The organism is Kribbella sp. CA-294648 (genome assembly GCF_050943845.1).
Classification (GTDB): Bacteria; Actinomycetota; Actinomycetes; order Propionibacteriales; family Kribbellaceae; genus Kribbella.
The window spans coordinates 3,901,560-3,927,812 of record NZ_CP191981.1 but is presented as its reverse complement, the minus strand read 5'-3'; the positions used below and the strand labels follow the sequence as shown (position 1 = coordinate 3,927,812).

The window sequence follows — 26,253 nt, the reverse complement described above, 5'->3', positions numbered from 1 at the left end:
GCCATCACCCCTGGTAGGTCTCGTAGGCGGCCTGCTGGATCTCCAGGTAGGGCTGCAGCCCGATGCGGCCGATGCGGTCCTTGTAGTCGCGCCAGTGCCCGTCGTCGGACGGGTCGAGCTTGCCGGTGACGAACTTGGCCAGCGAGGTGGTCACCTCACCCTTGAGGTTCAGGCCGATCTCGGCGTCCTGCGCGGCCTGGTCGGCCTCCAGGGTGACCGGCGGGAACTCCATCTCCACCGGCTGCTTGTAGGGGAACAACTGGTCCCGGGTCTGCTCGTACAGCGGCGACTCGAAGGTCGCCTTCTGCGGATTCACCCGTTCGGCCAGCCGGAAATCGCCGGAGCGGTACATCACGCCGTACTGGTCCCAGGTCTTGCCCTTGGTGGCGTCGGAGTTCCAGGTGGCGTCGAAACCGTAGATCGCCTGCTTGCCGTTGATGCCCTTGTCACCCTTGACCGACCAGCGGAACTCGGGCCCGGCGTACGAGCGCAGTACCGCCTCGAGATCCATCTGGAAGTCGGCCCAGCGGACCAGCAGGTCGGGGCGCTTGCATCTGCGGGTGACGACGAGGGTGGAGACCTCGAGGCCGACCTTGAGGTGGTTCCAGGCGGCGTACCGGGTGCCGCCGGGGCCTTCGAGGGGCGGGATGGTCGCGTACTGGTGCCAGCGCGCGTTCGGGTCGGTCTGGTCGATGGTGAGGAACGAACCCCAGTAGTAGCCGCGCGCTCCACCGATCACGGGCGCGCCCGGGCTGTTGCCGTACCGGTTCATCTGGTCCTGGTCGGCGGTGAAGATGTCCTTGTTCAGCAGGCCGTCGGCGTACAGGCCGCGCAGGTACTTGAGCGCCTCGCGCCATTCGTCCTTGACGTAGTTGGCCTCGACCTTGCCGTCGTTGACCACCAGCCAGGGATCGCCGGGGTTGTAGAGGAAGGCGTTCATGAAATAGGTGTCCAGCGGCGCGTCCTTGTAGCCGGCGAACGGGATGGTCTTGCCGCGGCCGCCGAGCTCGGCCTTCTTGAACGCGAGCAGGACCTCGCGGAACTCGTCGGTCGTCTTCGGGACCGCCAGCCCGACCTTGCGCAGCCACTCGGTGTTCAGGAAGGTCCGGCCGTTGGAGGCGCGGCAGTGGTAGCAGTCGTTGAAGTCGGGAAAGCTGTAGATGCCCTTGTCCGGCGACACCATCAGCTTGCGCGCCTCGGGGTAGTCCTTCATCGCCTGGCCGAGGTTCGGCGCGTACTTGCCCAGGTACGGGGTGAGGTCGACGAAGAGGTTCTGGGTGCCGTACAGGTAGAGCTGCGAGCGGGTGAAGGTGATGCCGAGGAAGGCGTCCGGGATGTCGCCGGCCGCCATCATCGCGTTGACCTTCGTCATCGTCTCCGGGTCGTCGCCGTTGCCGGCCACCTGGCGGAACTGGATCTTGATCCCGGTCTGTTGCTCCATCCACCGGGTGAAGGCGTTCTTCGACCAGTCGCCGACGGTCAGGTTCTGCGGCACGACCAGCGTGAAAGTGACCGGTTCGGTGACGATCGCGCGCTGCTCACGGGCGACCGGGCCGATGTAACCGGGCGGGTAGTTGATGCCGGGCTTCTTCGGTCCGAGCTCGACCGGCGGCGCACTGAGACTCTCGGGCGACGCTCCCGCCGACGCCTCGGTCGAACTGCAGCCGCTGAGCAGCCCGCTGCTGCCGGCCGCCGCGGTGATCCCGAGTGCTCCGGCGACGAACGAGCGTCGCTTCACCCCGGCTGTTCTCAGGTCTTCTTGCATCCCGCCTCCTGATGCAGACAATGAGATATCCGATAGGATCTCGGATCTTTGAAAGAGGAGGTTGCCACAGAATCATTGACAACGAAAGACCTGACGGCCGACCAACCGGTTGCCGACCGAAATCGGCCGGTCACCGCTGGTTCCTTGCAGCAGGCGCTCTCCGGCTTTCTGCTTGGCGGTCATCTTCTTGCGTGAGGCAACCCTGACCTGACTAGGCTCGGCCCATGACGACCCCGAAGTTCATCCTCGAACTCCGCGAGAAGATCGGCCACGACCTGCTCTGGCTGACCGGTATCACCGGCGTCGTCCTCGACGACGAGGACCAGGTCCTGCTGGTACGCCGCGCCGACGACGGCCGCTGGGCACTACCGGCCGGCATCCTCGAGCCCGGCGAGCAACCCGCGATCGGGCTGGTGCGGGAGATCCAGGAGGAGACCGCGGTCGAGACGGAGGTGGTCCGCCTGATCAGCATCGACGCCCTACCGCCGTCCTCCTACCCGAACGGCGATCAGGTCCAATACCTAGACCTCTGCTTCCACTGCCGCCCCCTCCGAGGCGAAGCCCAAGTCAACGACGACGAGTCCCTCGAGGTGGCCTGGTTCCCCCTCACCACCCTCCCCACCGACCTGGCTCCCCGCGAACACACCAACATCACCAACGCCCTGAACCCCACCACCCTCCCCATCTTCGCCCGCTAACCCGGCACTGAGGAGTTCTCCCGTGGATCTCGAATTCCCCGAACTGCTGTCGGCCGGGAGGCGCACGCTCATCGCCGATGCCGCGAAGCGGATGGATGCGGAGTACGGCGAGGACTTCCTGGGCCTGGTGCTGTCAGGCTCCGCCGGCCGCGGCCTGGACACACACCTCTCGGATCTCGACGTACTGGTGATCCTGACGGCTGAGGTGGCGAGCAGCCCACGAGCACCCTCGCTCCACACGGCGGAGCTGGAGCTCATCCCGTTGAGTCTGGAGCATCTCGAGACGGTCGCCGGGTTCGGCAGCGCGCAGTACGGGTATCGCTGGACCTACGCGTGGGCGCCGACCCTGCTGGACCGCACCGGCGGGCGGATCACCCACGCGATCGAGCGTCAGACCAAGTTGGGTCACGACGAGAGCATGTTCATCCTCATCGACCACTCTCGCCTCGATGGCTGGATCAATCTCGTGTATCGCGCGCTGAAGTCAGCTCGCGATGGGAACGACTTCGAGGCTGCGTTGGACGGGGGCGAGTCGATCCACCTGTTCCTCGACGTGATCTTCGCTCTCGAAGGGCAGGTCCGGCCGTACAACAAATACCTGCGCTGGGTACTGCGGAACCACCCGCTCGCCGGCTGGCCGGCTGAAGCGCTGCTCTCGCTGTTGCCACGGTTCGGGGCGGGTGATCCGGCGGCGTTGCGGTATGCCCTTGAGCACCTGCAGAAGCTCTGCGCGGAGTTCGGCGATCGCGAGGATCAGCGCGCACTCCAGGCTGTCTTCGACGGCTGGGCGCCCGCCGAGTACGACGTACTCCGGGGCTAGTGCGTGGCAGCGCTTCAGGCAGCTGCGGCCAGTGACCCGGCCCACCCCAGACCGCAGTCTGGGGTGGATCCCCGCTGGTGAATTCCTAGTGGGCGGCTTCGTGCCAGGTGCGGCCGACGCCTACCGAGACGTCCAGTGGGACTGCCATCTCGACGGCGGCGCCCATGTCGCGGCGGACCAGCTCCTCGAGTGCTTCGCGCTCGCCCGGGGCGATCTCGAAGACCAGTTCGTCGTGCACCTGCAGCAGCATCCGCGACTTCAGCCCGGACGTCTTCAGCGACGCGTCGACCTTCAGCATCGCCATCTTGATCACGTCCGCGGCCGACCCCTGGATCGGTGCGTTCAGCGCCATCCGCTCGGCCATCTCGCGCCGCTGACGGTTGTCGCTGGTCAGGTCGGGCAGGTACCGGCGCCGGCCGAGAATCGTCTCGGTGTACCCGCTCTTGCCGGCCTCCAGCACGATGCTGCGCAGGTAGTCGCGAACCCCGCCGAAGCGCTCGAAGTACTCGTCCATCAAGCCCTTCGCCTCGTCCACGCCGATCTTCAGCTGCTGACTCAGCCCGTACGCCGACAGCCCGTACGCCAGGCCGTAGTTCATCGCCTTGATCTTGGCGCGCTGCTCCTGCGTCACGTCGCCGGCCTCGACCGAGAACACCCGCGCCGCGGTGACCGAGTGGAAGTCCTCACCGGAGTTGAACGCGCTGATCAGGCCCTCGTCCTCGGACACGTGCGCCATGATCCGCATCTCGATCTGGCTGTAGTCGGCCGACATCAGCGCCTCGAAGCCGTCGCCGACCACGAACGCCTCGCGGATCCGGCGGCCCTCCTCGGTCCGGATCGGGATGTTCTGCAGGTTCGGGTCGGTCGAGCTGAGCCGCCCGGTCGCCGCGATCGTCTGGTTGAACGTGGTGTGGATCCGCGCGTCGGCCGGGCTGATCGTCTTCAGCAGGCCCTCGACGGTCTGCCGGAGCCGGGTCGCGTCGCGGTGCGCCAGCAGGTAGGCCAGGAACGGGTGCTCGGTCTTCTCGAACAGCGACTGCAGCGAGTCCGCGTCGGTCGTGTAGCCGGTCTTGGTCCGCTTGGTCTTCGGCATCTGCAGCTCGTCGAACAGCACCACCTGCAGCTGCTTGGGCGAGCCGAGGTTGATCTCCTTGCCGATCACCTCGTACGCCGCGGTCGCCGCCTCCTTGACCCCGGTCGCGAACCGTGACTCGAGCTCCTCCAGGTACGGCCGGTCGACCGAGATGCCGTCCCGCTCCATCGACGCGATCACGTCGATCAGCGGCAGCTCCACGTCGGCGAGCAGCGCCGTACCGGCCTGCTTGGCCAGCTCGGCGTCGAGGGTGTCGGCCAGGTCGGCGATCGCCCGGGCGCGCAGCATCGTCGCGTCAGCGGCCGGCCCGCCCTCGACGTCGTCGAAGCTGAGCTGCCCGTTCTCGGGCTCCTCGGTGCGCAGCTCACGCTTCAGGTACCGCACGGTCAGGTCGGCCAGGTCGTACGACCGCTGGTCCGGGCGGGCCAGATACGCGCTGAGCTGGGTGTCGGAGGTCAGCCCGCCGAGCGTCCACCCACGCTCCAGGAACCCGAGCAGCGGGCCCTTCGCGTCGTGCAACGCCTTCGGCTGCTCCGGATCGGCCAGCCACGCCTGCCACGCGGCGTCGTCGTCCGCCGTCAGCGTGGCCGGGTCGAACCAGGCCGCCGCACCCGTCGACGTCGCGAGCGCGAGACCGGTGATCTCGCCGGTCCCACGACCCCAACTCCCCTGTACTGCGACGCCGGTGCGCGCGCCGGTGGAGACGTGCTCCTTGATCCAGGCCGCGAGCTCGCCCGGCTTCAGCTGGGTGCCCTCGAGATCGAAGCCTTCCTCGATCGTCTCGTCGACCTGCTCGTGCTCCGCGACCAGCCGCTCGCGGAGGACCCGGAACTCCAGGCTGTCGAACAGCGTGTGCACCTTGTCCCGGTCCCACGGGTGCCGAACCAGGTCGTCGACCGTGACGTCCAGGGTCAGGTCCCGGACCAGCTCGTTGATCTGCCGGTTCCGGATCACGTCGGACAGGTGCTCGCGCAGCGACTCACCGGCCTTGCCCTTGATCTCGTTCACCCGGTCGATCAGGTCGTTCAGCGAACCGAACTGGTTCAGCCACTTCGCCGCGGTCTTGTCACCGACCCCCGGCACGCCGGGCAGGTTGTCGCTCTTCTCCCCCACCAGCGCGGCCAGGTCCGGATACATCCGCGGCGGGATCCCGTACTTCGCCTCGACCGCGGCCGAGTCCATCCGGGCGATCTCGGAGACGCCCCGCTTGGGGTACAGCACGGTGATGTTGTCGTTGATCAGCTGGAACGAGTCGCGGTCACCGGAGCTGATCAGCACCTCGAAGCCCTGCTCGTCGGCCTGGGTGGCGAGCGTCGCGATGACGTCGTCGGCCTCCCAGCCGTCGATCTCGGTGGTCGGGATGCGCAGCGCCTCCAGCACCTCCTTGACCAGCGAGACCTGTCCCTTGAACTCGTCCGGCGACTTCGACCGGCCGGCCTTGTACTCCGTGTACTGCTCGGAGCGGAAGGTCTTGCGGGACACGTCGAACGCGACGCAGATGTGCGTCGGCTGCTCGTCGCGCAACATGTTGATCAGCATCGAGGTGAACCCGTACACCGCGTTGGTGTGCTGACCGGTGGTGGTGGAGAAGTTCTCCACCGGCAGCGCGAAGAACGCCCGGTAGGCGAGCGAGTGCCCGTCGAGCAGCAGGATCCGCGGCCGGGTGGCGGCGCCGTCCACCGCCGTACCCGGGTCCTTGGTCATCGTCGAGGAGTCTGTTTCTGGAGCCACGTAGAGACTCTAGTGGGTCCCGCCGACAGTTTTCGCACCCGCACGCTGGGGCTCACGTAGCCTTCTGCCATGAGTGACGAGAAGACTGCTGCCGAGCTGCCGCCGGGGATGCTGACCGAGGGAACCCTGCTCGATCTGATGGGCATCGTCGTCAGCGAGGCGTCGCCGGAGCGGATCGTGGCCACCATGCCGGTCAAGGGCAACGTGCAGCCGTACGGGCTGCTGCACGGCGGCGCGTCCTGCGTGCTGGCCGAGAGCCTCGGCTCGATCGGTTCGGCGCTGCACGCCGCGGCGTACGGCAAGGTCGCGGTCGGCGTCGACATCAACGCGACCCACCACCGCGCTGTCCGTGACGGTCTCGTCACCGGGGTGGCCACGCCGATCTACCTCGGCCGGACCACCACGTCGTACGAGGTCGTCATCACCGACGACCGGGACAAGCGGGTCTGTACCGCCCGGATCACGTGCCAGCTGATTCAGGTTCCGCCGGGAGCCTGACATCCCCGTACTGCGCGTCGTCGTGCTCCTCCGGCAGTGGCGACCGGGCCAGCTGTGCGCGGCGGGCCATCACTGAGCGTCTCGACGAGAGCAGGGCCAGCAGGTTGGGCGCATGCTCGGCCGCGAGCCGGCGCCGGACAGTGTGGGTGCTCGCGAACCGCAGTACGCCGGCCTGTCCCAGCCCCAACCGGGCAAGGAACCTGTTCGCCTCGCGAGCGATCGGCGGGGCGACCACTGCCAGGTGCGGGCAGCTCTCGTGCTCGGCCCAAGCGGCCGCCTCCGCGATCAGCGCCTTGCCCAAGCCATGCCGGCGGGCGTGGTCGGTGACATGCAGGTACTCCACCGTCACCGTGACTTCGTCGTGCAGCGGGCTGATCGGGGTCTGGCGCAGGTACGCCATCGCGCCCAGTACGCCGTCGATCTCGCCGACGACCAGCCGGCTCGCCGGATCTTCCGCATGCCTGTTCACCGACGACCGCACCGACTCCACGGACGGCGCCGCCAGCAGCCGGGCCTGATGCCCGGTACCGAGCGCCATCTCGCGCCACAACGTCACCAGGGCGTCGGCATCATCGGGACGGGCGTCACGCACCTCGATGGCTGGTGCCACGTGGCCCCTCCTAGCTGTGATTCACCCCCGAGGTGAACGGTGCGGCGGATACGCTCATCCCCCGCGCAACAGTAGGGCTTCGAGGGTCACTTGCAAAGCTGTGACCCGCCCGTACGACGGTGCGGGTGAACTGAATCGGGAGGCAGGCGTTGTTCATCGGTATCGGCACTGTCGTGAACGTCGCGACGGTGCTCGTCGGCTCGGTCCTCGGCGTCCTGATCGGCCACCGGTTACGGCAGCGGACCCGTGATCTGGTCACCGACGCGCTCGGCCTGGTCACGTTGCTGATCGCGATCACGTCCGCGCTCACCGTGGCCGACGCGGCGCTCAGCGACGCGGTCGGGGACAGTGCGCCGGTGCTGATCGTGCTCGGCGCGATGCTGATCGGCGGTATCACCGGCTCGCTGCTGCGGATCGAGGAACGGCTGGAGGGATTCGGCTCCTGGCTCCAGCACCGGTTCAGCCGCGACGACGGTGAGAGCACCTTCGTCGAAGGATTCGTCACGGCCTCGATGGTGTTCTGCGTCGGCCCGCTCACCTTCCTCGGCGCGCTGTCCGACGGTCTCGGCCGCGGCGCCGACCAGCTGTTCCTCAAGGCGATCCTGGACGGCTTCGCCTCGATCGCCTTCGCCGCGTCGCTGGGCTGGGGCGTCGCGGCCTCCGCCCTCGTCGTACTGGTCCTGCAAGGGCTGATGACGGCCGTCGGCGCAGTACTGGGTGATGTCCTTCCCGAGGCGCACGTCACCGCGCTGGGCGCCACTGGCGGCCTCCTACTGGTCGGCGTGGCCCTGCGCCTGCTCAAACTCAAGCAGATCGCCGTCGCGGACCTGCTGCCGGCTCTGATCGTCGCGCCTCTGCTGGTCCAGTTGCTTGTTGTCATCCGCAACTGATCTGGTTGCCGACAGCAAGAATGCCCCGGTCTCGTCTCCGAGACCGGGGCTTCCGGCAACCAGTACTGCGGGCTGCCTAGTCCTCGCCGAGGTACGCCTTGCGCACGTCGTCGTTGACCAGCAGTTCGCTGCCCGAACCGGACAGCACGATCTTGCCGACCTCGAGCACGTAGCCGTAGTCGGCGCGCTTGAGCGCCGCCTGGGCGTTCTGCTCCACCAGCAAGATGGTGGTGCCCTGCCGCTGCAGTTCCGTCACGGTCGACATGATCCGCTTCATCATGATCGGCGACAGACCCATCGACGGCTCGTCCAGCATCATCAGCTTGGGCTTGCTCATCATCGCCCGGCCCATCGCGAGCATCTGCTGCTCACCACCGGAGAACGTCCCGGCCGGCTGCTTGCGGCGCTCCCCCAGGATCGGGAACAGGTCGTAGGCCGCGTCCAGATCCTTGCGGATCGCGGAGTGGTCGTTGCGCGCGAACGCGCCGAGCAGCAGGTTCTCCTCGACCGACAGCCGCGGGAAGATCCGCCGGCCCTCGGGCGAGTGCGCCAGCCCCATCGTGACGATGTCGTGGGCCGGCATCTGGTCGATCCGCTGGCCCTGGAAGAGGATCTCGCCGTGAATCGGCCGAAGCAGCCCGGAGATGGTCCGCAGCGTGGTCGTCTTGCCGGCACCGTTGGTGCCGATCAGGGTGACCACCTGACCCTGCTCCACCGAGAAGCTGATCCGCTTCACGGCAACGATCTTGCCGTAGGCAACTTCGAGGTCCCTGACCTCGAGCATCGCGGTCATGGCCGGTCCTCCTGCTCGGTCACCGTGGTGTCCTGGACGTGCGCGCTGCCGGGGTCCACCGTGTCCTCGTCGTCGTCCTCGCCGGTGCCGATGTAGGCCTCGATCACCCGCGGATCGGACTGCACCTCGGCCGGTGTGCCCTCGATCAGCGCCTCCCCGCGGACCAGGCAGAGCACCCGGTCGCACAGGTTGAAGATGAACCGCATGTCGTGCTCGATCACGACCACCGACAGGCCCGAGTCCCGGATCTTGAAGATCAGGTCGCTGGCCTGCCGGGTCTCCTGCGGGTTCATTCCGGCCGTCGGCTCGTCCAGCAGGATGAGCTTCGGGTCGGTGGCCAGCGCCCGGGCGATCTCGAGCCGCCGCTGGTCGCCGTACGGCATGTTGCGGGCCAGGTGCTCCGACGACTTGCCGAGCCCGACGAACTCCAGCAACTCCTGGGCCCGGGCGCGGGTGGCGGCTTCCTCGCGGCGGAACTTCGGCCCGCGCAGTACGGACGTCAGGGCACCGGAGCTGGTCCGGCAGTACCGGCCCACCATCACGTTCTCCAGCGCCGTCATGTTCGCGAACAACCGGATGTTCTGGAACGTCCGCGCCATCCCCGCCCGCACCACGGCCCGCGGCTTGGGTGGCAGCGGCTGCAGTGCCCCGATCGGCTGCTTCAGCTCGACCGTGCCGGAGTCCGCCGGCTGCCTCGACGCCTTCGGGGCACTGGCGAACCGCACCTGGCCGCTGGTCGGCTTGTACAACCCGGTCAGGCAGTTGAAGAAGGTCGTCTTACCGGCCCCGTTCGGGCCGATCAGTCCGACGATCTCGCCCTCGCGGACGGTCAGGTCCACCTCGTTGACCGCCAGCAGACCACCGAACCGCATGGTCACGCCGGAGGCCTCCAGGACCGGCTCACCGATCGCCGACGCAGCGCGTACTTCGTTCGTGACGGTCATCTCGCCTCCTCGGCCAGTTTGGTCTCGGCTGCGACCGCGAGTTCCTCGTCCTCTTCGTGGAACTCCAGCTGGCGGCGTCTGCTGGCCACCAGGCCTTCCGGCCGGAACCGCATCATCAGCACCAGCAGCAGCCCGAACAGCAGCAGCCGGTACTCGGAGAAGAACCGCAGCTTCTCCGGCAGCAGCTTCAGGATCGTCGCACCGAGCAGGACACCGGCGATGGTGCCCATACCGCCCAGCACGATCGCCGCGAGCAGGAACGCCGACTCCAGGAAGATGTACTGATCGGGGCTGACGGCAACGTCCTGGTGCGCCTTGATGGTGCCGGCCAGGCCGGCCAGGAACGCACCGATCGCGAAGGCCAGCAACTTCAGGCCGAAGACGTTGACGCCCATCGCCTCGGCCGCCTTCTCGTCCTCGCGGATCGCCACCCAGCCACGGCCGATCCGGCTGTCGTTGAGCCGGGCGAACACCAGGATGACGAAGCCGATCAGGACCAGCAGCAGGAAGTAGTAGTTCGAGAACCGCCCGAGCTCCAGACCCGCGATCGTGTGCTCGTCACCGAAGTTGAAGTTGCCGACCTGCAGCTCCGGGATGCCGGCGATGCCGTTCGGGCCGTTCGTCAGCAACGGGCCGTTGATGCCGTCCAGGTTGAGCATCGCCAGCCGGAAGATCTCGCCGAAGCCCAGCGTCACGATCGCCAGGTAGTCCCCGGAGACCCGCAGCGTCGGCGACCCGATGATGAGGCCCAGGGTGGCCGCGACGCAGCCGCCGATCAGCACCACGACCAGGAACGGGGGGTGCCAGTCGATCGTGGCGAACGCCGACTCCGACAGCATCGCGGCGACGTACGCACCGGAGCCGAGGAAGGCGATGTAGCCGAGGTCGAGCAGACCGGCCAGGCCGACCACGATGTTCAGGCCCATCGCGGTGGCCGCGAAGATCAGCACCTGGGTCGCGATCGACATGTTGGCGTCCGAGCCACCCTGGGTGAACGGGAAGAAGAACGCCACCGCGAAGGCGGCCAGCGTGAGCACCTTCTTGTGCCGCTGCGCCACGTGACCGAACCAGCTCATCGTTCCGGTCCGGAACAGCACCGCCACCACGGCGGCGATGAAGACGAGGCAGAGCACGAACGCCCAGGCCTCGGTCAGGCCCAGCGCGTACGCCGCGCCGAACAGGATCGCCGCCATCAGCAGCGCGATGGTGAGGATCTCGAACCAGGCGGGCAGTCTCGCCTTGCTCAGGTCGTGCAACTGCCGCAACGGCAGCAGCCGCGAGCTGACCAGCAGCAGGACGGCACCGACCAGGCTGGCGTAGCCGCCGGGGTTGACGTTGATCAGGCCGTCGGACTCGACGGAGATCGCGATCAGGACCAGCACCATGTAGAGGGTCAGCGTGATGCCGAGCGCCCGCAGGCCGAGGGTTGCGTCGAGCCACCGGCCGAGCCGGCCGGCCAACGGGCCCTTCTCGGTCAGCAGCAGCACCAGCCCGAGCAGCGCCAGGATGATGGCGAGAATCTGCAACGAGCCCGGGTAGAAGTTGATCGACAGGTCACCGAGGATCGAGCTGTCGTAACTCCAGGACAGGAACGATCCGACGATCACCAGCGCGACACCGGCCAGGCCGAGCGGCCAGGCCAGGCCGGTCGCGCGCGGAGAAGCAGTACTCACGTCGCTCATGCGCGGTCCACCACCCTTGCTCCGAGAAGACCTTGCGGCCGGAAGACCAGCACCAGGATCAAGATCACGAAGGCCCAGACGTCCTTCCAGGAACCACCGCCGAACTGACCCGGGATGTACTGGGTGGCCATCGCCTCGACGACGCCGAGGACCAGCCCACCGACGACGGCGCCCTGGATGTTGCCGATGCCACCGAGGACCGCGGCGGTGAACGCCTTCAGACCGGCCAGGAAGCCCATCCGGAACTCGATGTTGTTGTTCTGCAGGCCCTGGGAGATGCCGGCGACCGCGGCCAGCGCCGCGCCGAGGGCGAACGCGACCACGATGATCCGGTCGACGTTGATCCCCATCAGCCGGGCGGTGTCAGGGTCCTGCGACACCGCCTGCATGCCGCGGCCGAGACGGGTCCGGTTGATGAAGTACCACAGCAGCGCCGAGCAGATCACCAGCGCCGCGATCGTGAAGATCGCCGACCGCTGGATGGTCACCCCGGCCACCTCGAGCGCGGTACCACTGACCACGTCGAGCTGGGGGAAGGGGATCCGCAGCTTCGCGCTGGGCCACTCGATGGTGGCGATCAGCTCCTTGAAGGCCAGCCAGAAGATCTCCATCCCGACGACGGTGATCACGGCGGTCACGGCCAACGGGCGCAGCAGCACCCCCGCGCGCTCTGCTCCGCCGGTCAGCCGGGCGACCACGAAACCTGCCGCCGTACCGAGAACCAGACCGCCCACGACGACGACGGCGGTGGCCAGGAAGGACAGCTCCCGCTCGGCCAGCCGGGTGCCGATCCAGACCAGCAGCGCCACCGCGGGCGCGGTGATCAACGGCGAGCGGTCGGTCCACTTGGTGAGCGGGTTGTTCAGCGAGACCGGGGCCAGCTTCGCGCCGGCCAGGTAGGCCACCATCACGGCGATCGCAGCCGCCACCGGCACGGTCCAGCCCGGGTCTTCGTAGAACAACCGGATGAACTCCTGCAGGAAGACCGAGATGCCGATCGCGGTGATCAGCGGTGCGAGCCGGGGCGCGTTCCGCAGGGGACGGTACGCGACACGTTCCATCGCCACCGCGGTACCGACCGAGGCGATCATGGCGCCGACCAGCATGATCGGCAGGATCCACACGCCGGTCTGGTCGTCGAAGAACAACAGGTACGTCGTCAGTGCGCCGAACGCACCGATCATGAAGACCTCGCCGTGGGCGAAGTTGATGAGCTGCACGATGCCGTAGACGACGGTGTACCCAACCGCGATCAGGGCGTACAACGATCCAAGTGTCAGCCCGTTCACGAGCTGCTGAAAGAACTGGTCCACGTCGACCTCCCAACTACCTAAGTTTTCCGGCATGCCACGGGGGTGGGACGGAATGCGTCCCACCCCCGGGTCATGAGGTCGGCTACTTGGTCTCGAAGTCCTTGGTCTCCACGGTCGCCCACTTGCCGGCGTCGACCTTGTAGACGGTCAGGACCTTGGAGGTGGTGTCGCCGTACTGGTCGAACGCGACCTTGCCGGTGACTCCGTCGAAGGAAACCTTGCCCAGGGCATCGAGGGTGGCCTGGCGGGCACTCTCCACGTCCTTGGCGTCCTTCAGCGACGTCTTCAGCGCGTTGATGATCGCGTTGGCCGCGTCGTAGGAGTAGCCGCCGTAGGCCGCGTAGGGCTCCTTGAAGTTGGCCGCCTTGTAGTCCTCGACGAACTTCTTGGCCGAGGGCAACGTGTCGACCGGCGCACCGACCGAGGTGGCCAGGTCGCCGTTGGAGGTCTTACCACCCAGCTGGATGTACTTCGGGTCGTAGATGCCGTCGCCGCCCATCAGCGGGACGTTCAGGCCGGCGGCCTTCATCTGCTGCGAGAGGGGACCCGCCTGCGGGTACTCACCGCCGTAGTACACCGCCTGCGGGGCACTCGGCTTGACCGCCGAGACGACGGCCTGGAAGTTCGAGTCGTCCGGGTTGATGGTCTCGGCCGCGACGACCTGACCGCCCAGCTTCTTGAACTCCTCGGTGAAGGTGCCGACCAGGCCCTGGCCGTACGCCTTCTTGTCGTGGATCGTGGCGACCTTGGTGATCTTGGCCGTCTCGAACAGGTACCGGGCCGCGAACGGGCCCTGGACCGCGTCGGTGGTGCAGGTACGGAAGTAGGTCGGGTACGGCCGCTTGGGGTCCTTCTGCCAGGCGGCACCCTGGGTCAGGCCCGGGCCGGTGTTGGCCGGCGAGACCTGGACGATGTTCTTCGGCGCGAGCACCGGCTGGACCTGCTGGCTCACGTTGGTGTTCAGCGTGCCGACGACGCCGATGACGTCCTTGTCCGAGGCGAGCGCGGTGGCCGCGTTCTTGCCGACGTCCGGCTTGGCCTCGTCGTCCTTGGCGGCAACCTCGAGCTTCCAGCCCGGGATCGCGTTCGAGTCGTTCGCCTGCTTCACGGCCAGCTCGACCGAGTGCTGGATACCCAGACCCAGCGCCGACAGGTCTCCGGACAGAGGTGCGATCACGCCGATCTTGGCGATCTTCGTCTCGCTGCCAGAACCTCCACCGTCGTCATTGCTGCGTGAACCGCAGGCAGTCAGGGCCAACGACGCAACGATCAGCGACGCGCCGACCCGTACTACGGAACGCTGCTGCACTGTTCCTCCCATGTCTGGATAGTCCGAGCAAACCCCCGGACTCCCGCGAATGCCGCGAGCACCCGCAGGTTAGACCTCGGGGACCATTTCAAGCGACGTGACGGAGCGTGTGTTGTGAGGTCGTTACAGCGGTAAGCAGCGTGAGGACAAGTGACGACTGTTGAAGGCCGGTAAGCGCCGATCCCGGGTGGACACAGAGTGATTCAGCCGTCACTGCCCGCCTCGTCAACGACCAACTCGGCGACCTGGCGCATGGAAACTCTCTTGTCCATGGCGGTCTTCTGGATCCACCGGAACGAGTCCGGCTCGGACAGCCCGAACTTGGTCTGCAGCACCGACTTGGCCCGGTCGACCAGCTTGCGGGTCTCCAGCCGCTCGGCCAGGTCGGCCACCTCACGCTCGAGCTCGGCCAGTTCGACGTACCGGGAGGCGGCGATCTCGATGGCCGGCAACAGGTCGGCCTTGGAGAAGGGTTTGACCAGGTACGCCATCGCCCCGGCGTCCCGGGCCCGCTCGACCAGCTCCCGCTGCGAGAACGCGGTCAGCATCAGCACCGGCGCGATCCGCTCCCCGGCGATCTTCTCGGCCGCGCTCAACCCGTCCAGCTTCGGCATCTTGACATCGAGAATCACCAGATCAGGCCGCAACTCCGTCGCCAGCCGGATGGCTTCCTCCCCATCCCCCGCTTGCCCGACGACGTCGTACCCCTCTTCCGCCAGCATCTCCGCCAGATCCATCCGAATCAAAGCTTCGTCCTCAGCGATCACCACACGCTTAGCATTCACACCAGCCACCCTATCGATCCAACGCCTAGGACTTCCCCCCGACGAACCGATCAAGCACCTCAACACCTTCCCGCCGACTCACAGCCACCACATTCACCCGCGGCCTCCGCCACGGAATACCCAACAGATCCAGGGCGTCCGTCAATATCCTCCGGATGTCCTCGGACTCGTTCGAGAACATGTACCGGACGTAGTAGTACCGCTTGACCTCGCCGTCCACCTGCGGCTTGCTGGCCCAGTTGACGAACCGGCAACCGTCCGAATGCAACAGTCCCCGCAGGAGCTGTTCGGGGTACTGGGCAACTATTTCCTGCTGCCAGTCGGCCAACTCGATTCTGCGCAGGTGCTTCCGTCCCGGCCCATGCTGGGGAAACAAGCAAGGCCAGTGCTTCCAGCGCACCTCGATCCGCGTCGCGGTCGAACCGCCGCGCAGGCAGGGACCTAGCGGTCGGCTTCACCAACCGCATCGTCGCCGCGACTTCCTGGCTGAGCACCGGATATTTCTGGTCGTTCGCGATCTGCAGCGTGTACACCCCACGCCTGGCCGCAACGATGTGCCTATCCCCCAGGTACCACCCCAGCAGTAGCGCGTACGCCGCCTCGTTGAGCGCAGCACCGTCACACCGCGGACACGGGGTCGGCCGGAATGCCTGTCCCCGCGGCAACCCAAGTTCTTGGTACTGCCGCCGCCACCGCTTGATCGTCTTGACCGCCACACCATGAATCTCGGCGTTGGCGCGATCACTCACCCCGTTGTCGGACATCCGCAAGGCGGAGTCGACCGTCTCCTGCGACCGAAAGTGAGGCACGGCAGCATCGTCTCGGTGACCACCGACAGTTTCGCCGGCTGCCGGCGAGCCAGAATCGATTTGCGAGAAAGCGAACAGAACAAGGAAGATGGTGCCTGCTCGGCTCGGCCACTCCTACGGAAGGTGCCGCAGCGGATAGCGCGTGCCCCTGCGTTATCCGGACCTGCTCCATGGGTTAGGATCTTGGGCGCAGAGCCCTGGTAATCCAACCGGCAGAGATAATGGTCTCAAACACCATACAGTGTGGGTTCGAATCCCACCCAGGGCACATGGTCAGCCTCGAACCCCTTGGGTTCGGGGCTTTTCGTATCCCCGGGTCTGTCGGTGGGCGCTGGGATGCTCAGGTGATGTACGACAGGCGAGTGCGGCGGCTCGCAGTGGAGGCGCTGGCGGCTGGTGAGACTCTGAGCGCTGTCAGTCGGCGGCTCGGGGTGAGCCGGGCTACTCTGCGTGACTGGCTTAAGCGTCCAGATCCGAAGCTTCGCCCGACCGAATGCCCGCGCTGCGCCGAGGGGCAGCTTCCCAGTGCGGACTATGCGCACCTGCTCGGCCTCTACCTGGGTGATGGCTGTCTGTCCGCGTTGAAGAAGGGCGTCTACTCGCTGCGGATCGCCTGCGACGACAGGTACCCACGCTTGATCGACGAGGCCGCCGGCGCCATCGAGGCGATCCATCCGAATCGGCCGGTGCACCGCGTTCAGGCGGTCGGCTACACGGCGGTCGTCTCGTACTGGAAGCACTGGCCGTGTCTGTTTCCTCAGCACGGTCCGGGGCCGAAGCATCTGCGCAGGATCGAACTGGACGGCTGGCAGCGGGAGTTGATTGTTGCTGAGCCTGGCCTGTTCCTTCGTGGGTTGTTCAACTCCGACGGGTGCCGGGTGGCGAACTGGACGGCTCGACGTGTCGGCGGTGAGCTGAAGCGGTACGAGTATCCGCGGTGCCAGTTCTCCAACGAGTCGGCAGACATCATGGCGTTGTGCCAGTGGGCGCTGGACCTGGTCGGAATCCCATGGCGGATGCCTCGGCGCAACGCGTTGTCAGTCGCCAGGCGAGAGGCGGTCGCGGCGCTCGACCTCTGCGTCGGCCCGAAGTCCTGAACAGCCGTCGACGGCCGGCGCCACCACACAAAGATGTTGAGGCGGCCGGTCGATTGACCGGCCGCCTCGAGGTTTGCTGTTCAGACCCGGTACGCCGGGGCGGCGCCGCCGATGGCGTCGCCCATTCGGTGGATTCTGAGGGCGTTGGTGGAGCCGGGGATGCTGGGTGGGGAGCCGGCGACGATCACTACCAGGTCGCCCTTTTGGAGTTTGCCCAGTTCCAGGAGGCGTTGGTCTACCTGGCGGACCATGTCGTCGGTGTGTTCGACGGTGGGGACGATGTGGGTCTCGATGCCCCAGACGACGCTCAGCCAGGAACTGACCGACGGGACCGGGGTGAAGGCCAGGACCGGGATCTCGGTGCGGTAGCGGGCCAGCCGGAGGGCCGTGTCGCCGCTCTGGGTGAAGGCGACCAGGTACTTCGCCTCCATCCGGTCGGCCACCTCCGCGGCGGCCTTGGCGATCACGCCGCCCTTGGTGCGGGGTTCCCAGTCGATCTCGGCGACCCGGCCGAGGCCGTGCTGCTCGGTCGAGGAGACGATCCGGGCCATCGTCTTGACCGTCTCGATCGGGAACCGGCCGACGCTGGTCTCACCGGACAGCATCACCGCGTCGGCGCCGTCGAGCACGGCGTTGGCGACGTCGGAGGCCTCGGCCCGGGTCGGGCGCGGGGCGGAGATCATCGACTCCAGCATCTGGGTGGCGACGATCACCGGCTTCGCGTTCAGCCGGGCCTGGTCGATGATCAGCTTCTGGACCAGCGGGACCTCTTCCAGCGGGAGTTCCACGCCGAGGTCACCGCGGGCGACCATGAAGCCGTCGAAGGCCTCGATGATCTCGTCCAGGTTGGCGACCGCCTGCGGCTTCTCGATCTTGGCGATCACCGGGACCCGGTGACCTTCCTCTTCCATGATCTTGTGCACCAGCTGGATGTCGGAGGCGTCCCGGACGAAGGACAGCGCGATCATGTCGGCCGGCAGGTGCAGGGCCCAGCGCAGGTCCTCGATGTCCTTCTCGGACAGCGCCGGCACGCTCACCGCGACGCCGGGCAGGTTGATGCCCTTGTGGTTCGACACCGGTCCGCCCACGGTGACCCGGCAGATCACGTCGGTCTCGGTCACCTCCTCGGCGACCAGTCCGATGCGGCCGTCGTCGATCAACAGCGGATCGCCGGGCTTCACGTCGCCGGGCAGCCCGTCGTACGTCGTACCGCAGATGGTCACGTCACCGGGGACCTCCCGGGTGGTGATGGTGAAGCGCTCGCCGTAGGTCAGGTTGACCTTGCCTTCGGCGAACTCGGCCAGCCGGATCTTGGGGCCCTGCAGGTCGACGAGGATGCCGACGTTGTGGCCGGTCTCCTCCGCTGCAGCGCGAATCCGGTGGTAGATGCGCTCATGCTCGGCGTGGGCGCCGTGGCTCAGGTTCAGCCTTGCGACGTCCATACCTGCTTGGACGAGTTCCAGGATGCGCTCAGGGGCGGCCGTAGCCGGGCCGAGCGTACAAACGATCTTTGCGCGACGCACGTCACAAAACCCTACTCCTACAAGACCACTGTCTCGCTGGTCCACCCCTGAAGTTCTTGAAAATTGGACACTGTCTGGACGGTTAACAACGTGGGTCAGGAGGCAAGTGGCTTGTACGGGGCGACCTTGACCTCGCCCGTCAGCTCGGCCGTGACCGTCTGCAGCCCGATCGGCCGACCCTTCACGTAGGTGATCAACGTGACCTCGCCGGGCCGCCTCAGCGTGTACCCCAGGGCGAACGCGTACGCCGCTCCGCCGGTGGTCCCGTTGGTGAAGGTGGTGACGGCCTTGCTGTCGACGACCTTCGTCTCGGGCCCGACCTGACGGTGCAGATGACCGGACAGCAGGAGTGACGCGCACCCCCGGTTCGCGGTGTCCTGGAAGGACGCCGGGTCGTGCACGAGCAAGGTCGAGATGCGCTCGTCCTCAGGTTGCCCGCAGGCCACGTCGGCCAGCCGCTCGGACTGCTCGGCCGTCGTCTCGTCACCCGGCGTGTCGGCGCTGCCGAGTCCGGTCCGGGTCGGGTCGCTGTCGCCCAGGAAGCGGATGCCCTCGACCTCGACCGGTTTGCCGTCGAGCACGGTGAACTCGTTCTTCCGCATCGCGTCCTCGATGTGCCCGCCGGCGTCGTGGTTGCCGGCCACCGCGACCACCTTGAAGTCCCGGAAGTGCTGGGCCAGCGAGTTGATGCTGAACACCTCCCACGCCTGCCCCGACGACGAGTCGTCACCGGCGTCGATCAGCACCTTCGCACCGGCGACCTTGGCGACCTCGGCGGCGAACGGGTCCATCCCGATGTTGTCGTGCCGGTCGGACACCATCAGCGCGACGGTCTCCGCCTCCCCCGCCTGCCGGATCCGGCCACCCACCCGGCTGACCCGGTCGCGGAGCTGGCCGTAGAACTCGGTGGACCGCTCGTAGGTCTCGACCGCGGTACGGATCACCCCGACGCCGCCGTTGGTGGAGAAGCCGGAGGCGACCTCGACGCTCTTCAGCCGATCGTCGAAGGACAGCTCGGGCAGCAGTTTCGACAGCGGCTGCCACTCCGTCGGCGGCACCTCGGGCGTGCGCATCCGGCCCGGCCCGAAGATGGACGCGATCGTGATCAGCATCGCGACCAGTACGACGATCGCCCGGTGCTGCACGCGGCGTTCGGAGTGGTGCAACGCCACCCAGAGCTCGCGGCGGCGGCGTGGACCGACCATCGCCCACGCGGTCGCGACCACCACCGCCACCAGCAGCCCGGAGCCGGCCCCGGCCACCGCGTTGTCGACGGCCATCTCTTCGATCACCTGGCGGATCCGGGCGATCTCACCATCGGGCTGGGAGGCGATCAGGGCGTCGCGGGTGAGCAGCTCGTTCAGGTTGCCGGCGTCGGTTTCCTGGACGTCGACGTTGATGCCGAGCCCTGCCGGCAGGTCCATCGGCAACCGGAACCGGGGCAGGACGGCGCCGAGGTCGAGGGTCGCGTGACCGTCGAAGGTGGGTGACACGTTCGCGGCGTGGGCGCCGATGGTGACCCGCTCGGAGTCGTTGGCGAAACCGAGCAGCCCGATCGAGACCGACACGATCAGCCAGAGCAGGACCAACCCGGCCCAGGGCGCCGACTTGCGGAACCGGGACCTGGTCACCAGCCGTCCAGACACGGTCCCCAACCTATTGCCCGAGTTCAAGCACTCGCACCACGCCGCGCGGCGCCCCCGCCCATCCCCGCGACATTTCGGCGGTCAACCCCCGAAATGGTGGGTTGCCACCCCGGAGTACGGGGTGGCAACCCACAAGGTCAGGGGGTGACCGCCGAAATGGCACGGGGTGGGGGCGGGGGGTCAGACCGCGAGGGGGCGGGCCGTCGGTGGGATGGGCGTCGGCAACGTTGAGCTGCCGGTGAGGTGGGTGTCCACGCCGGCGGCGCAGGAGCGGCCTTCGGCGATCGCCCAGACGATCAGCGACTGGCCCCGGCCCGCGTCACCGCAGGCGAAGACACCGTCGACCGAGGTCTGGTAGGACTTGTCGCGCTTGACGTTGCCGCGCTCGTCCAGTTCCACCCCGAGCTGCTCGAGGAACCCTTCCTTCTCCGGACCGAGGAAGCCCATCGCGAGCAGCACGAGCTGCGCGGGAATGGTCCGCTCGCTGCCCGGGACCGGGGTGAACCGGCCGTCGACCAGTTCCACCTCGACCAGGTCGAGACCGGAGACGTTGCCCTCGTCATCGGCCACGAAGTTGTTCGTGGAGACGGCGTAGACGCGCTCGCCGCCCTCCTCGTGCGCCGAGGCGACCCGGTAGATCATCGGGTACGTCGGCCACGGCTGCCCGGCCGGCCGCTCCTCGGAGGGACGCGGCATGATCTCCAGCTGGGTGACGCTGCGGGCACCCTGGCGGTGCGCCGTACCGAGGCAGTCCGCGCCGGTGTCGCCGCCGCCGATGATCACCACGTCCTTGCCAGTGGCAACGATCTGGTTCTCGACCGTCTCCCCCAGGGCGACCCGATTGGCCTGCGGCAGGTACTCCATCGCCTGGTGGATACCGCCGAACTCGCGTCCGGGGACCGGCAGGTCGCGGGCCGCCGTGGCGCCGGTGGCGATCACGACCGCGTCGTACCGCTGCTTGAGCTGGGTGCCGGTGACGTCCACGCCGACGTTGACGCCGGAGCGGAAGACGGTGCCCTCTTCCTTCATCTGCTGGATCCGGCGCTCGACCTGCACCTTCTCCATCTTGAACTCGGGGATGCCGAACCGCAGCAGCCCGCCCGGTGCCGAGGCGCGCTCGTAGACGGCCACGGTGTGACCTGCCCGGGTCAGCTGCTGGGCGACGGCCAGACCGGCCGGGCCGGAGCCGACGACCGCGATCGTCTTGCCGGTCAGCCATTCCGGCGGCTGGGGCCGGACGTCGCCGGCTTCCCAGGCCTTGTCGATGATCGCGACCTCGACGTTCTTGATCGTGACCGGCTCCTGGTTGATGCCGAGCACGCAGGCCGGCTCACACGGTGCCGGGCACAGCCGCCCGGTGAACTCCGGGAAGTTGTTGGTCGCGTGCAGCCGCTCGATCGCGCCGGTCCAGTCGTCGCGCCAGACCAGGTCGTTCCACTCCGGGATCAGGTTGCCCAGCGGGCAGCCGGAGTGACAGAACGGGATGCCGCAGTCCATGCAGCGGCCGGCCTGCTTGCCGATGATCGGCAGCAGCGCCTTACCGGGCCCACCGGGGTAGACCTCGTTCCAGTCCTTGGTGCGCTCCTCGACCGGGCGGCGTGCCGCCACCTCGCGCGGAGTGGTCAGGAATCCCTTCGGGTCAGCCATCAGATGGCCTCCATCATCGCTCGCGTGGTGGCGTCCTCGTCCAGCCCGTCGCGTTCGGCAGCCGCCTTGGCTGCCAGCACCCGGGCGTAGTCACGAGGCATCACCGTGGTGAAACGGGCAGCCGCGGCAGGCCAGTCGCCGAGCAGCTTCGCCGCCCGCTCCGAACCGGTCTCCTCGTGGTGCCTGCGGACCAGGTCCTGCAACAGCTCGGCCTCGTCGTCGGTGAGCGGGAGCAGGTCGACCAGCTCCGGGTTCACCAACGCGGGGTCCAGATCCAGCACGTGGGCCACGCCGCCCGACATGCCGGCCGCGAAGTTCCGGCCGACCGCGCCGATGACGACGACGCGACCACCCGTCATGTACTCGCAGGCGTGGTCGCCGACCGACTCGACGACCGCGGTGGCACCGGAGTTCCGGACACAGAATCGTTGCCCTGCGCCACCATTGATGAACAGCTCACCGGACGTGGCGCCGTAGGCGATCACGTTGCCGGCGATGATCTGGTCGGCCGCGTCGAACCGCGCGTTGCGGTCCGGGCGGATCACCACCCGCCCACCGGACAGGCCCTTGCCGACGTAGTCGTTGGCGTCGCCCTCCAGCCGGAGCGTGACACCGCGCGGTACGAAGGCGGCGAACGAGTTGCCGGCCGACCCGGTGAAGGTCAGGTCGATGGTGCCGTCGGGCAGCCCGGCGGCGCGGTACTTCTTGGTGATCTCGTGGCCGAGCATCGTGCCGACGGTCCGGTTCACGTTCCGGATCGCCAGCTGCGCCCGGACCGGCTCGCCGCTGTCGATGGCCGGCGCGCAGATCCGGATCAGCTCGTTGTCGAGCGCCTTGTCCAGCCCGTGGTCCTGCAGCACGGTCTGGTGCCGAGCGGCACCTTCGGGCAGCACCGGCACGTGCAGGATCGGCGACAGGTCGAGCCCGTCGGCCTTCCAGTGGTCGACCGCGCGCTGGATGTCCAGTACGTCGGCGTGCCCGATCGCCTCGTCCAGGCTCCGGAACCCCAGCTCGGCCAGGTACTCGCGGACCTCCTCGGCGACGAACTCGAAGAAGTTGACGACGAACTCGGGCTTGCCCGCGAAGCGTTCCCGCAGTACCGGGTTCTGGGTGGCGACGCCGACCGGGCAGGTGTCCAGGTGGCAGACGCGCATCATGATGCAGCCCGACACGACCAGCGGCGCGGTGGCGAAGCCGTACTCCTCCGCACCGAGCAGGGCCGCGATCACGACGTCCCGGCCGGTCTTGAGCTGACCGTCGGTCTGGACCACGATCCGGTCCCGCAAACCGTTCAGCAGCAGGGTTTGCTGGGTCTCGGCCAGGCCGAGCTCCCAGGGTCCGCCCGCGTGCTTGAGCGAGGTCAGCGGAGCCGCACCGGTACCACCGTCGTGACCAGAGATCAGTACGACGTCCGCGTGCGCCTTGCTGACACCGGCCGCGATCGTGCCGACCCCGACCTCGGAGACCAGCTTCACGTGGATCCGGGCCGACGGGTTGGCGTTCTTCAGGTCGTGGATCAGCTGGGCGAGATCCTCGATCGAGTAGATGTCGTGGTGCGGCGGCGGCGAGATCAGGCCGACGCCCGGTGTCGAGTGCCGGGTCTTGGCCACCCACGGGTACACCTTCTGCCCCGGCAGCTGACCACCCTCGCCGGGCTTCGCGCCCTGCGCCATCTTGATCTGGATGTCGTCGGAGTTCGTCAGGTACTCCGCGGTGACGCCGAACCGGCCCGAGGCGACCTGCTTGATCGAGCTCCGGCGGGCCGGGTCGTGCAGCCGGTCGGAGTCCTCGCCGCCCTCACCGGTGTTCGACTTGCCGCCGAGCTGGTTCATCGCGATCGCCAGCGTGGTGTGCGCCTCGGCGCTGATCGAACCGTAGCTCATCGCGCCGGTGGAGAACCTGCGCACGATCGCCGACACCGGCTCGACCTCGTCGATCGGAATCGGCTTGCGGTCGGTTTTGAAGCCGAACAGACCGCGCAACGTCATCAGCCGCTCGGACTGCTCGTCGACGCGGGACGTGTACTGCTTGAAGATGTCGTACCGGCCGGTGCGGGTAGAGTGCTGCAACCGGAACACGGTCTCGGGGTCGAACAGGTGCGGCTCACCCTCACGCCGCCACTGGTACTCGCCGCCGATCTCCAGCTGGCGGTGCGCGGTGACGATGCCGTCGGCCGGGTAGGCCCGCAGGTGCCGCTGGCGGACCTCTTCGGCGATGACGTCGAGACCGATCCCGCCGAGCTTGGACGCGGTACCGGTGAAGTAGCGGTCGACCAGCTCCGGGGAGAGGCCGTTCGCCTCGAAGATCTGGGCACCCGTGTACGACGCGACGGTGGAGACACCCATCTTCGACATCACCTTGAGCACGCCCTTGCCCAGCGACTTCACCAGGTTGCGGACGGCCTGCTCGGGCTCGATCCCCGGCAGGTAGGTGCCCCGGCGGCAGAGGTCCTCGACGGACTCCAGCGCGAGGTACGGGTTGACGCCGGCCGCGCCGTACCCGATCAGCAGGGCGACGTGGTGGACCTCGCGGACGTCTCCGGCCTCGACGACCAGACCGACCTGGGTACGGGTCTTCTCCCTCACCAGGTGGTGATGAACCGCGGAGGTCAGCAGCAGCGACGGGATCGGCGCGTTCTCGGCGTTGGAGTGCCGGTCGGACAGCACCAGGATCCGGGCACCGCTCGCGATCGCGGCATCGGCCTCGGCGCAGATCTCGTCCAGCCGGGCCTTGAGCGACGCGCCGCCGCCCTCGACCTCGTAGTGACCGCGCAGCACGGTGGTCGCCAGGCCGGGCAGGTCGCCGTCCAGGTTGATGTGCCGCAGCTTGGCGAGCTCGTCGTTGGTGAGCACCGGGAACGGCAGCACCACCTGACGGCAGGACGCCGGGGTCGGGTTGAGCAGGTTCGCCTCCGGCCCGAGCGACGAGGACAGCGAGGTGACGAGCTCCTCGCGGATCGCGTCCAGCGGCGGGTTGGTGACCTGGGCGAACAGCTGGGCGAAGTAGTCGAACAGCAGCCGCGGCCGGTCACTCAGTACGGCGATGGGGGTGTCGGTGCCCATCGAGCCGATCGGCTCCGCGCCCGCCTTGGCCATCGGGGTGAGCAGGACGCGCAGCTCCTCCTCGGTGTAGCCGAACACCTGCTGGCGCCGGGTGACCGAGGCGTGGCTGTGCACGACGTGCTCGCGCTCGTGCAGGTCCTCGAACCGGATCAGGCCGGCGTGCAGCCATTCGTCGTACGGGTTCTCACCGGCCAGCGCCGACTTCACCTCGTCGTCGGTGATGATCCGGTGGCCGTCGACGTCGACCAGGAAGATCTTGCCCGGCTCGAGCCGGCCCTTCTGGACCACGGTCGCCGGGTCGATGTCCAGGACGCCGGCCTCGGAGGCCAGTACGACGAGTCCGTCCTCGGTGACCCAGTACCGCGAGGGGCGCAGGCCGTTGCGGTCGAGCACCGCGCCGACCTTGGTGCCGTCGGAGAAGACGACCGAGGCCGGCCCGTCCCACGGCTCCATCAGGGTCGAGTGGAACTCGTAGAAGGCGCGGCGCTGGGGATCCATCGTGGTGGCGTTCTCCCACGCCTCCGGAATCATCATCAGCATCGCGTGCGGCAGCGACCGGCCGCCCAGGTGCAGCAGCTCCAGTACTTCGTCGAACGACGCGGAGTCGGACGCACCCGGCGTACAGATCGGGTAGAGCTGCTCCAGGTCGCCCGGGATCAGGTCGCTGGCCAGCAGCGCCTCGCGGGCGCGCATCCAGTTCCGGTTGCCCTGCACGGTGTTGATCTCGCCGTTGTGGGCGATGTACCGGTACGGGTGGGCCAGCGGCCAGGACGGGAACGTGTTGGTGGAGAACCGGCTGTGCACGACGCCGATCGCGGAGGCGAGGTCGGGGTCGGTCAGCTCGGGGAAGAACTTGTCCAGCTGGTCGGTGGTCAGCATCCCCTTGTAGGTGATGGTGCGACTCGACAGCGACGGGAAGTAGGTCTCGGTCTCCTTCTCGGCCCGCTTGCGCAGCCGGAAGGCCATCCGCTCCAGCGCCAGGCCGAGCACCCGGCCGGCCTTGGCCGCCACGAACAGCTGGCGGAAGGTCGGCATCACCGAACGCGCGGTGGCACCCAGCAGCTCCGGGGTGGTCGGCAGCTCGCGCCAGCCCAGGACGGCGAGATTCTCCTCGGCGGCCAGCTCCTCGATCCGGGCGATCGCCTTGGCGGCGTCGTCGGGATCCTGCGGGAGGAAGCCGATACCGGTGGCGTAGCCGCGGGCGACCGGCAGCTCGAAGTCGCACACCTTGCGGTAGTACGCGTCCGGGATCTGGATCAGGATGCCGGCACCGTCACCGGAGTCCGGCTCGGCGCCCGAGGCGCCACGGTGCTCGAGGTTGCGCAGGGCGGTCAAGGCCTTCGCCACGATGTCGTGGCTGGGTTCTCCGGTCAGGGTTGCGACGAAGGCAACACCACACGCGTCGTGCTCGTGGCGTCCGTCGTACAGACCCTCACTCGGAAAGGGGGCGCGACCAAACATTCAGGGGCTCCCGTCGTCCTACGGTCAACAACTGGCCGCGGGACAACATTGGCCCAAGCCGGGTGTCCCGAGACTAC

Annotated in this window: 19 protein-coding genes and 1 tRNA gene; 6 read left to right on the top strand and 14 right to left on the bottom strand. The window is 67.8% G+C overall.

The genetic code is table 11. The features are described from left to right. Positions 1-4: 4 nt before the first annotated feature. A complete protein-coding gene (locus ACQPYM_RS18665; protein WP_433022313.1) occupies positions 5-1,765 on the bottom strand; it encodes an extracellular solute-binding protein in 1,761 nt (586 codons plus the stop codon). A 224-nt stretch (positions 1,766-1,989) separates the two neighbouring features. Here ACQPYM_RS18665 and ACQPYM_RS18660 point away from each other — a divergent pair, with 224 nt between their 5' ends. Together ACQPYM_RS18660 and ACQPYM_RS18655 are read left to right on the top strand one after the other, a co-directional pair. Then, on the top strand, positions 1,990-2,463 hold the full coding sequence (locus tag ACQPYM_RS18660; RefSeq protein ID WP_433022311.1) for an NUDIX hydrolase: 474 nt from the start codon (positions 1,990-1,992) through the stop codon (positions 2,461-2,463). A 22-nt stretch (positions 2,464-2,485) separates the two neighbouring features. Continuing rightward, positions 2,486-3,283, top strand: coding sequence for a hypothetical protein (locus ACQPYM_RS18655; RefSeq protein ID WP_433022309.1), 798 nt, complete (start codon positions 2,486-2,488; stop codon positions 3,281-3,283). Between the two features lie 85 nt (positions 3,284-3,368). On the opposite strand, the gene polA is transcribed toward ACQPYM_RS18655, so the two are convergent. Beyond that, a complete protein-coding gene (polA, locus tag ACQPYM_RS18650) occupies positions 3,369-6,080 on the bottom strand; it encodes a DNA polymerase I (RefSeq protein WP_433023331.1) in 2,712 nt (903 codons plus the stop codon). A 96-nt stretch (positions 6,081-6,176) separates the two neighbouring features. Between polA and ACQPYM_RS18645 the strand changes: the two genes are divergently transcribed. Then, positions 6,177-6,605: a hotdog fold thioesterase gene (locus ACQPYM_RS18645; protein ID WP_433022307.1), complete on the top strand. Its 429-nt coding sequence runs from the start codon at positions 6,177-6,179 to the stop codon at positions 6,603-6,605. On the opposite strand, the gene ACQPYM_RS18640 is transcribed toward ACQPYM_RS18645, so the two are convergent. Next, positions 6,568-7,215 (bottom strand): N-acetyltransferase family protein, encoded by a 648-nt coding sequence (locus ACQPYM_RS18640; protein WP_433022305.1) that lies wholly within the window; start codon positions 7,213-7,215, stop codon positions 6,568-6,570. The two genes, ACQPYM_RS18645 and ACQPYM_RS18640, sit on opposite strands and share 38 nt — an antisense overlap. A 149-nt stretch (positions 7,216-7,364) precedes the next feature. Here ACQPYM_RS18640 and ACQPYM_RS18635 point away from each other — a divergent pair, with 149 nt between their 5' ends. Continuing rightward, on the top strand, positions 7,365-8,105 hold the full coding sequence (locus ACQPYM_RS18635; protein ID WP_433022303.1) for a DUF554 domain-containing protein: 741 nt from the start codon (positions 7,365-7,367) through the stop codon (positions 8,103-8,105). 76 nt (positions 8,106-8,181) lie between these two features. Here the strand turns inward: ACQPYM_RS18635 and ACQPYM_RS18630 are convergent, their stop codons facing one another. From ACQPYM_RS18630 to ACQPYM_RS18600, 7 genes are all read right to left on the bottom strand, one after another. Beyond that, complete coding sequence (locus ACQPYM_RS18630) at positions 8,182-8,898, bottom strand: ABC transporter ATP-binding protein (RefSeq protein WP_433022301.1); 717 nt, start codon at positions 8,896-8,898, stop codon at positions 8,182-8,184. Next, entirely contained in the window at positions 8,895-9,842 is a 948-nt protein-coding gene (locus ACQPYM_RS18625) for an ABC transporter ATP-binding protein (protein WP_433022299.1), read from the bottom strand. Before ACQPYM_RS18625 ends, ACQPYM_RS18630 begins: the two co-directional genes overlap by 4 nt. Continuing rightward, positions 9,839-11,524: a branched-chain amino acid ABC transporter permease gene (locus ACQPYM_RS18620; RefSeq protein WP_433022297.1), complete on the bottom strand. Its 1,686-nt coding sequence runs from the start codon at positions 11,522-11,524 to the stop codon at positions 9,839-9,841. Before ACQPYM_RS18620 ends, ACQPYM_RS18625 begins: the two co-directional genes overlap by 4 nt. Continuing rightward, positions 11,521-12,837: a branched-chain amino acid ABC transporter permease gene (locus ACQPYM_RS18615; RefSeq protein WP_433022295.1), complete on the bottom strand. Its 1,317-nt coding sequence runs from the start codon at positions 12,835-12,837 to the stop codon at positions 11,521-11,523. Before ACQPYM_RS18615 ends, ACQPYM_RS18620 begins: the two co-directional genes overlap by 4 nt. Before the next feature lie 82 nt (positions 12,838-12,919). Beyond that, a complete protein-coding gene (locus tag ACQPYM_RS18610) occupies positions 12,920-14,158 on the bottom strand; it encodes a branched-chain amino acid ABC transporter substrate-binding protein (RefSeq protein ID WP_433022293.1) in 1,239 nt (412 codons plus the stop codon). A gap of 191 nt (positions 14,159-14,349) precedes the next feature. Next, positions 14,350-14,883: an ANTAR domain-containing response regulator gene (locus ACQPYM_RS18605; protein WP_433023329.1), complete on the bottom strand. Its 534-nt coding sequence runs from the start codon at positions 14,881-14,883 to the stop codon at positions 14,350-14,352. Between the two features lie 73 nt (positions 14,884-14,956). Further along, a complete protein-coding gene (locus tag ACQPYM_RS18600) occupies positions 14,957-15,259 on the bottom strand; it encodes a hypothetical protein (protein ID WP_433022291.1) in 303 nt (100 codons plus the stop codon). A 675-nt stretch (positions 15,260-15,934) separates the two neighbouring features. On the opposite strand from ACQPYM_RS18600, the gene ACQPYM_RS18595 reads away from it, so the two are divergent. Together ACQPYM_RS18595 and ACQPYM_RS18590 are read left to right on the top strand one after the other, a co-directional pair. Then, positions 15,935-16,008 (top strand) — tRNA-Leu (locus ACQPYM_RS18595). Between the two features lie 79 nt (positions 16,009-16,087). Beyond that, positions 16,088-16,837, top strand: a complete 750-nt coding sequence (locus ACQPYM_RS18590; protein WP_433022289.1) for a helix-turn-helix domain-containing protein — start codon at positions 16,088-16,090, stop codon at positions 16,835-16,837. A gap of 80 nt (positions 16,838-16,917) precedes the next feature. On the opposite strand, the gene pyk is transcribed toward ACQPYM_RS18590, so the two are convergent. The 4 genes from pyk to gltB form a co-directional block, all read right to left on the bottom strand. Beyond that, complete coding sequence (pyk, locus tag ACQPYM_RS18585; protein ID WP_433022287.1) at positions 16,918-18,360, bottom strand: pyruvate kinase; 1,443 nt, start codon at positions 18,358-18,360, stop codon at positions 16,918-16,920. A gap of 95 nt (positions 18,361-18,455) precedes the next feature. Then, positions 18,456-20,006: a metallophosphoesterase family protein gene (locus tag ACQPYM_RS18580; RefSeq protein WP_433022285.1), complete on the bottom strand. Its 1,551-nt coding sequence runs from the start codon at positions 20,004-20,006 to the stop codon at positions 18,456-18,458. A gap of 180 nt (positions 20,007-20,186) precedes the next feature. After that, a complete protein-coding gene (locus tag ACQPYM_RS18575) occupies positions 20,187-21,653 on the bottom strand; it encodes a glutamate synthase subunit beta (RefSeq protein WP_433022283.1) in 1,467 nt (488 codons plus the stop codon). Then, the gene (gene gltB, locus ACQPYM_RS18570; RefSeq protein ID WP_433022281.1) at positions 21,653-26,176 is read right to left on the bottom strand and encodes a glutamate synthase large subunit; all 4,524 of its coding nucleotides are present in this window, start codon (positions 26,174-26,176) and stop codon (positions 21,653-21,655) included. The genes ACQPYM_RS18575 and gltB overlap by 1 nt, the downstream gene beginning before the upstream one ends. Positions 26,177-26,253 lie beyond the last annotated feature (77 nt).

Coding starts and splice junctions, on each gene's coding strand:
- ACQPYM_RS18665 (WP_433022313.1), bottom strand. CDS start 1,765: ATGCAAGAAGACCTGAGAACAGCCGGGGTGAAGCGACGCTCGTTCGTC.
- ACQPYM_RS18660 (WP_433022311.1), top strand. CDS start 1,990: ATGACGACCCCGAAGTTCATCCTCGAACTCCGCGAGAAGATCGGCCAC.
- polA (WP_433023331.1), bottom strand. CDS start 6,080: ATGACCAAGGACCCGGGTACGGCGGTGGACGGCGCCGCCACCCGGCCG.
- ACQPYM_RS18645 (WP_433022307.1), top strand. CDS start 6,177: ATGAGTGACGAGAAGACTGCTGCCGAGCTGCCGCCGGGGATGCTGACC.
- ACQPYM_RS18630 (WP_433022301.1), bottom strand. CDS start 8,898: ATGACCGCGATGCTCGAGGTCAGGGACCTCGAAGTTGCCTACGGCAAG.
- ACQPYM_RS18625 (WP_433022299.1), bottom strand. CDS start 9,842: ATGACCGTCACGAACGAAGTACGCGCTGCGTCGGCGATCGGTGAGCCG.
- ACQPYM_RS18620 (WP_433022297.1), bottom strand. CDS start 11,524: ATGAGCGACGTGAGTACTGCTTCTCCGCGCGCGACCGGCCTGGCCTGG.
- ACQPYM_RS18610 (WP_433022293.1), bottom strand. CDS start 14,158: ATGGGAGGAACAGTGCAGCAGCGTTCCGTAGTACGGGTCGGCGCGTCG.
- ACQPYM_RS18605 (WP_433023329.1), bottom strand. CDS start 14,883: ATGGATCTGGCGGAGATGCTGGCGGAAGAGGGGTACGACGTCGTCGGG.
- ACQPYM_RS18590 (WP_433022289.1), top strand. CDS start 16,088: ATGTACGACAGGCGAGTGCGGCGGCTCGCAGTGGAGGCGCTGGCGGCT.
- ACQPYM_RS18575 (WP_433022283.1), bottom strand. CDS start 21,653: ATGGCTGACCCGAAGGGATTCCTGACCACTCCGCGCGAGGTGGCGGCA.
- gltB (WP_433022281.1), bottom strand. CDS start 26,176: ATGTTTGGTCGCGCCCCCTTTCCGAGTGAGGGTCTGTACGACGGACGC.